Annotated in this window: 8 protein-coding genes; 5 read left to right on the forward strand and 3 right to left on the reverse strand. The window is 72.5% G+C overall.

Annotated elements, in window-relative coordinates; genetic code table 11:
- On the reverse strand, positions 1–359 hold a 359-nt coding region (locus tag Q0L15_RS10160; protein WP_296604087.1), incomplete at its 3' end, for a hypothetical protein.
- An 81-nt stretch (positions 360–440) separates the two neighbouring features.
- Between Q0L15_RS10160 and Q0L15_RS10165 the strand changes: the two genes are divergently transcribed.
- Positions 441–1,262, forward strand: a complete 822-nt coding sequence (locus Q0L15_RS10165; protein ID WP_296604089.1) for an oxidoreductase — start codon at positions 441–443, stop codon at positions 1,260–1,262.
- A gap of 9 nt (positions 1,263–1,271) precedes the next feature.
- On the opposite strand, the gene Q0L15_RS10170 is transcribed toward Q0L15_RS10165, so the two are convergent.
- Positions 1,272–1,976: a VC0807 family protein gene (locus tag Q0L15_RS10170; RefSeq protein ID WP_296604090.1), complete on the reverse strand. Its 705-nt coding sequence runs from the start codon at positions 1,974–1,976 to the stop codon at positions 1,272–1,274.
- 89 nt (positions 1,977–2,065) lie between these two features.
- On the opposite strand from Q0L15_RS10170, the gene pgm reads away from it, so the two are divergent.
- A complete protein-coding gene (gene pgm, locus Q0L15_RS10175; RefSeq protein WP_296604092.1) occupies positions 2,066–3,706 on the forward strand; it encodes a phosphoglucomutase (alpha-D-glucose-1,6-bisphosphate-dependent) in 1,641 nt (546 codons plus the stop codon).
- A gap of 53 nt (positions 3,707–3,759) precedes the next feature.
- On the forward strand, positions 3,760–4,308 hold the full coding sequence (locus tag Q0L15_RS10180) for a hypothetical protein (protein WP_296604093.1): 549 nt from the start codon (positions 3,760–3,762) through the stop codon (positions 4,306–4,308).
- Between the two features lie 68 nt (positions 4,309–4,376).
- On the opposite strand, the gene Q0L15_RS10185 is transcribed toward Q0L15_RS10180, so the two are convergent.
- On the reverse strand, positions 4,377–4,772 hold the full coding sequence (locus tag Q0L15_RS10185; protein ID WP_296604094.1) for a hypothetical protein: 396 nt from the start codon (positions 4,770–4,772) through the stop codon (positions 4,377–4,379).
- Positions 4,773–4,872: 100 nt separating this feature from the next.
- On the opposite strand from Q0L15_RS10185, the gene Q0L15_RS10190 reads away from it, so the two are divergent.
- A complete protein-coding gene (locus tag Q0L15_RS10190; protein WP_296604096.1) occupies positions 4,873–5,805 on the forward strand; it encodes an ABC transporter ATP-binding protein in 933 nt (310 codons plus the stop codon).
- A complete protein-coding gene (locus Q0L15_RS10195; RefSeq protein ID WP_296604097.1) occupies positions 5,789–6,700 on the forward strand; it encodes an ABC transporter permease in 912 nt (303 codons plus the stop codon). Before Q0L15_RS10190 ends, Q0L15_RS10195 begins: the two co-directional genes overlap by 17 nt.
- Positions 6,701–6,802: the final 102 nt, after the last annotated feature.

The raw sequence follows: 6,802 nt of genomic DNA on the forward strand, positions 1-6,802 counted from the left end.
GCGCCGACCTCGAGCCGCCGGCAGTCGTCGAGCCCGTAGCCCTTGGTGGTCACGCGCGGCGACTCGCCCGTGGGCCCGTCCACGGTGCCGCCGACGACCGGGCGCCCGACGTACGACGGGGTCACCCACGTGCCCGGACCCGGTGCGATCGGCAGCCAGCCGTCGGGCACGACGACCGCTGCCCCGGCGACCACGAGCACCGCCGCCACCCAGCCGCCGACCACGCGTCGGGTCGGGCGCAGCCACTCGCGCACGCGCGGGAAGTACAGGCACAGGCAGGCCAGGAGCAGCACCAGCGGACCGGCGACGTACGCCAGCAGCGCCACGCCCACGAGCACGACCGTGCGCGCGCCTCTCACCTCGACCCCCTCATCCCGGGGACGATCCTAGGAGGCCGGAAGGCCTTGGCCGGCGCGGCACGACGGAGCACAGTGGGGGCCATGAAACGACTCTCGGACGTGAAGCGGATCGGATTCGGCGCGATGCGGCTGACGGGGCCGGGCATCATGGGCCCGCCGGCCGACCGGGACGAGGCCGTGCGCGTCCTGCAGCGAGCGGTCGAGCTCGGCGTCGACCACATCGACACCAGCGACTACTACGGCCCCTACGTCGTCAACGACCTGATCCGCGAGGCCCTGCACCCCTACCCGCCCGAGCTGGTGCTGGTCACCAAGGTGGGTGCGCGCCGCGACGACGCGGGCGCCTGGCTGACGGCGTTCGAGCCCGACGAGATCAAGGAGGCCGTGCACGACAACCTCGGCCGCCTCGGCGTCGAGCGGCTGGGCGGGGTCAATCTCCGGTTCATGGACGACTGGGAGGGCGACTTCACCGCGCAGTGGACGGTGCTCGCCGACCTGCACTCCCAGGGCCTGGTCTGTGACCTGGGTCTGAGCAACTGCACCGCGGAGCAGGTGAAGATCGCGCAGGACATCGCGCCGGTGTCGATGGTGCAGAACGCCTACAACCTCGCCCACCGCGGGGACGACGACCTCATCGACTCCCTCGCCGAGCAGGGCATCTTCTACGTGCCGTTCTTCCCCCTGGGCGGCTTCAGCCCGCTCGCGATCGACGCCGTCCAGGCCGTGGCGGACAAGCACGGCGCCACCCACATGCAGGTCGCGCTCGCGTGGCTGCTGCAACGCTCGCCGAACATCCTGCTGATCCCGGGCACCAGCTCGGTCACGCACCTCGAGGAGAACCTCCGCGCCGGCAGGCTCCAGCTCGACGAGGAGGACCTGGCGACGCTGGACGCCGTCGGCTGAGGAGCGCGCTCAGGGCACGGCCGGGGCCGGGTGCTGCTCCCCGAGCAGGCCCTCGCGGCGGGCCACCAGGACCGCCGCGGTCATCGTCGCGGCCACGGCCAGTGCGTTGAGCAGCAGGACGGTGACGCTCTTGACGAGCACGAAGGTCTCCAGCGACTGCGACTGCAGCAGCCACAGCGTCATCGTCGCCTTGCCGATGCACAGCAGCGCCCACCCGAGCGTGAGGTACCAGAACAGCCGACGGATGCGTGGGCGCACGTGCAGCTCGTCGTCCATCGGGTAGAAGTCGCCGGCCAGTCGGGCCACCATCGGGCGCGCGGTGCCCATCGAGACCAGGAACGTCAACCCGATCAGGCCGTCGCTGATGATCGGCTGGAGGAAGTAGAGGTAGGTGCTGTCGGTGGCCAGCGCGATCAGCGTGCGGGCGGTCATCATCACCGCGGTCAGGATCAGCAGGCCCGACGTACGCCGGCGGGTGAGCGCCCGCCAGGCGATCGCGCCGTAGGACCAGGCGAGCGCGGCGCCGATCGCCACCCACACCCCTTCGAGGCGCAGGCAGGCGTAGAACACCGTCGCCGGCACGGCGCACGCGATGAGCAGGCTCTGCCCGACGCGCCGGACGACGGCGCTCAGGCAGGGGCGGTGTGCGTCGACGAGCGCCGTGTCGACTGCACCGTCGGCGTCCGTCTCGGTGGGGGCGAGGAGGTGGGCCATGACTTCCTGTCCGCGCGAGGTCGCACTGTCCTGCATCAGCGGTGCCCGGCGGCACGCTCACCGAAACCATCGGCGGGCATGATGTGGACATGAGCCACCCGCGCGCGGGACAGCCCGCCGAGCCCTCCGACCTCGTCGACGTCGCGCACCTGGTGACGGCGTACTACACCGGCGTGCCGGACCCCGACGACGTCGACCAGCAGGTCGCGTTCGGCACGAGCGGCCACCGCGGGTCCTCACTGCGCACGGCGTTCAACGAGACCCACATCCTGGCGACCACGCAGGCGATCTGCGACTACCGCCGCGAACAGGGGTACGACGGGCCGCTGTTCCTCGGCCGCGACACCCACGGCCTCTCGGAGCCGGCCTGGGCGACCGCGCTCGAGGTGCTGGTCGCCAACGACGTGACCGTGCTCGTCGACGACCGCGACGGCTACACGCCGACGCCCGCGGTCTCGCACGCGATCCTGCGCGCCAACGGTGGCCGGACGAGCGGCTCCGGCCTGGCCGACGGCATCGTGGTGACGCCCTCGCACAACCCGCCCTCCGACGGCGGCTTCAAGTACAACCCGCCGCACGGCGGCCCGGCCGACACCGACGCGACGTCGGTGATCGCGGCCCGCGCCAACGAGCTCATCCGGGCCGGCCTGGCCGAGGTGAAGCGGGTGCCGTTCGGGCGCGCGCGGGCCGCGGCCTCGGCGTACGACTTCCTGGGGACCTACGTCGACGACCTGCCGAACGTCGTGGACCTCGCGGCGATCAAGGACGCGGGGGTGCGGATCGGCGCGGACCCGCTCGGCGGGGCGTCGGTGGCCTACTGGGGCGAGATAGCCGAGCGGCACGGGCTGGACCTGACCGTCGTGAACCCGCTGGTCGACGCGACGTGGCGGTTCATGACGCTCGACTGGGACGGCAAGATCCGGATGGACTGCTCCTCGCCGAACGCGATGGCGTCCCTCATCGAGCAACGGTCGGCGTACGACATCGCCACCGGCAACGACGCCGACTCCGACCGGCACGGCATCGTCACCCCCGACGCCGGGCTGATGAACCCCAACCACTACCTGGCGGTCGCGATCGGCTACCTGTTCGGCGGTGCCCGGCCGGGCTGGCCAGCGGGCGCACGGATCGGCAAGACGCTGGTCTCGTCCTCGATGATCGACCGGGTCGCCGCCTCGATCGGCCGCGAGATGGTCGAGGTGCCGGTGGGCTTCAAGTGGTTCGTGCCCGGGCTGATCGACGGGTCGTTCGGCTTCGGGGGCGAGGAGTCGGCGGGCGCGTCGTTCCTGCGGATGGACGGCTCGGCGTGGACGACCGACAAGGACGGCATCATCCTCGCGCTGCTCGCCTCGGAGATCCTGGCCCGCACCGGCCGTTCCCCCTCGGCCCACTACGCCGACCTCGTGGCCGAGCACGGCGAGCCGGCGTACGCCCGCATCGACGCGCCCGCCACCCGCGAGCAGAAGGCGGCGCTGGGCGCGCTCGCCCCCGACGACGTGTCGGCCACGACCCTGGCCGGCGAGGAGATCACCGCCAAGCTCACCGAGGCGCCCGGCAACGGCGCGAAGATCGGCGGGCTCAAGGTGACGACCGCGTCCGCGTGGTTCGCCGCCCGGCCCTCGGGCACCGAGGACGTCTACAAGATCTACGCCGAGTCGTTCCGCGGGCCCGAGCACCTCGCGCAGGTGCAGGAGGAGGCCGAGGCCGTCGTCGGAGCCGCGCTCGGCTGAGCCACAACCTTCGGCCGTCCCCGGGCGTCACACCGGCGTCGAGAGGACGGCCGATGGACGACGAGCTCCAGGTACGACGGGTGGCGGTGATCGCACTGGCCGCGGTGCTCCTGCTGGCCGGGTGCGCACGCGACGCGGCCACCCCGTCCGCCCGGGCGATCACCCCGTCGCCCACAGCGGCGGCGCACGCCGACGACCATCACCGTCCGTGGTCGGACGTCAACCCACCGCCACGACGGGCCGGCGACCTCGTCGTCAAGGTCCTGGCGCTGAGCCGGATGCCTCCCGAGGGGAGGCACGTCTCCGCCCGGTCGGGTCCGGGCTTCTGGCAGGAGGAGGTCCGCACCTGCGTGAAGGCCTCGAGCCGCCGCTCCGAGACCGTCGGGTGGCGGGACTGGCGGGCCGAGGGGATCGACGGTCGGCACTACGTGGCCGGCGCGGGCGCCGAGCACCCGGCGTATCCCGCGCACGAGGTCCTCGCGCCGGGTGAGTGCGTGTCCGGTTGGTGGCTGGTCACGGTGCCGCACGACCGGCCGATCCGGGCGATCCAGCTCGCCCCGGGCGGAGGTCGCCCGATCCTCGAGTGGATCTCGATGCGATGAGGGCGCCGCGCACCTGACGTATCTGCTCCCGGGCCGCTCGATGGAGAGCAGATACGCAGGTGCGCGGGTCAGAGGTGGTCGGGCACGATCAGCGCGTCGGGGTCCTGGCGGGGTGGGACGCTCAACAAGGCGACCTTCACCAGCGCGACCCGGGCCACCAGCAGCGCCTTGCGGCGTACGCCGCGCTCGTCGCCGAGCCGCTCCTCGACGGCCGTGGTGATCTGGGCGTCGGTGAACGACGGTCGCTCGCCGACGGGGACCTCGACGTCCGGCAGCCCGACGAGCACCGGCAGCAGCTGACCGCCGAGGCCGTCGAGGATCTGGAACCGCTCGAACTTGGTGAGCGCCTCCCACGCCGCGTCCGCGGTGCGGCGGCCCTTGCGGATGTCGCGGTCCTGGGACGCCAGCACGCTCTTGGCCGCGCCCGTGAGGGCGGCCGTCAGCTCGTGTTCGGTGAATCGCACGGCCCCAGCCTGCCCCACGACCTCAGGGTTCACCCGGAGGCTCCCCCGAACTGCGGGGGACACCGGTCGCGTCGGGTCCCAAGGGGGCTAGGTTGGCGTCGTGGCCGTCATCCACACCGCGGGGCTCACCAAGCAGTACCCGCGCGTCACGGCGCTGGACCGTCTCGACGTGACGGTCGGCGAGGGCGTGACCGGCCTGGTCGGGGCCAACGGCGCCGGCAAGTCCACCTTGATCAAGATCCTGCTCGGGCTGGTGCCGGCGACCAGCGGCAGCGCCAGCGTGCTCGGCCACGACGTCGCGACCGAGGGCGGCGCCATCCGGGCACTGGTCGGCTACATGCCCGAGCACGACTGCCTGCCGGCCGACGTGTCGGCCAGCGACCTGGTCGTGCACCTGGGCCAGATGTCGGGCCTGCCGTACGCCGCGGCCCGCGAGCGCGCCTCCGACGTGCTGCGCCACGTCGGGCTGGCCGAGGAGCGCTACCGCCCCATCGGCGGCTACTCCACCGGCATGAAGCAGCGGGCCAAGCTCGCCCAGGCGCTGGTCCACGACCCGCGGCTGGTGCTGCTCGACGAGCCCACGAACGGGCTGGATCCCTCCTCGCGCGACGACATGCTCGGGCTGGTGCGCCGGATCGGCCACGAGTTCGGCATCGCCGTGCTCGTCACCTCCCACCTGCTCGGGGAGCTCGAGCGGGTCAGCGACCACGTCGTCGTCCTCGACGGCGGGAGGCTGCTGCGCTCCTCGGCCACCACCGAGTTCCTGCATGCCACCGGCAGCCTGCTGGTGGAGGTGCAGGGCCGTCCCGACGCCGACCGGCTGCTCGGCCAGGCGCTCGTCGACGCGGGCCTGGCCGCCCGGCCGGCCGAGGGCACGATGGTGGAGGTGGACGTCCGCGACGAGACGACCCCCGACGTCGTCCGCGACCTCACCGTCGACCTCGGCCTCGGGCTGGTGCGGATGCAGGAGCGCCACCACCGCATCGAGGACGTGTTCCGGGACGGAGGTGCCGGCGATGTCCAGCCCGTCTGAGAGCCCCGCCCGCCCCACCGGCGTCATCCACGACCTCGGCTATCGCCCGTACGGCGGGCCGCGGCTCGGCGAGGGCCCGGTCGCGTGGTCGTTCTTCGTCACCGGCCTGCGCAACACCTACGGACTGGGCCGCTCGGCGCGCTCGAAGGTGCTGCCGATGATCCTGCTCGGGCTGATGCTGCTGCCCGCGCTGATCCTGGTCGGGGTGCTGGTCCAGGCCAAGGACATCCTCGACCTGGACGAGCAGATCGTCGCCTACTCGACCTACCCGCTCACCACCCAGCTGTTGATCTCGGTCTTCGTCGCCTCCCAGGCCCCCGCCCTGATCTCCCGCGACCTGCGGTTCCGCACGATCACGCTCTACCTGGCGCGGCCGATGCGCCGGTCGGTCTACGTGCTGGTGCGGGTCGCCTCGCTGAGCGTCGCGACGTTCGTCCTCATCGGCGCACCGCTGCTGCTGATGTACCTCGGCGGGCTGCTGGCCGACCTGCCGCCGGGCCGCGAGACCGGACGCTTCCTCGGCGCGATCGTCGGCGCCGCGCTGCTCGCGGCCTGCCTGGCCGGACTCGCCGCGCTGGTCGCCGCCCTCACGATCCGGCGGGGCCTGGCGGTCACCGCGGTGATCGTCGTGCTGCTCGTCAGCTACACAGTCGTCTCCACGATCCAGGGCATCGCGCTCGGCGCCGGCCACGAGGCCGTCGGCGAGGTCGCCGGGCTGTTCTCGCCGTACACGCTCGTCAACGGCCTGCAGGTCTTCTTGTTCGACTCCCCCGACGCGACGCCGACGCCGCCGAGCAGCGACGTCATGGGGATCGTGTACGTCGTCGCCACCCTGCTCACCGTGCTCGGCTCGATCGGCGGGCTCCTGCTGCGCTACCGCAAGGTTCAGTCATGAGGGCGGCCACGAGGGTGGGGCGATGAGCGAGATCCGCATCGACCACGTGTCGCGCTGGTACCGCAACGTCGTCGCGGTCAACGACATCTCGATGACGATCGG

Source organism: Nocardioides sp., assembly GCF_024509035.1.
Taxonomy (GTDB): Bacteria; Actinomycetota; Actinomycetes; order Propionibacteriales; family Nocardioidaceae; genus Nocardioides.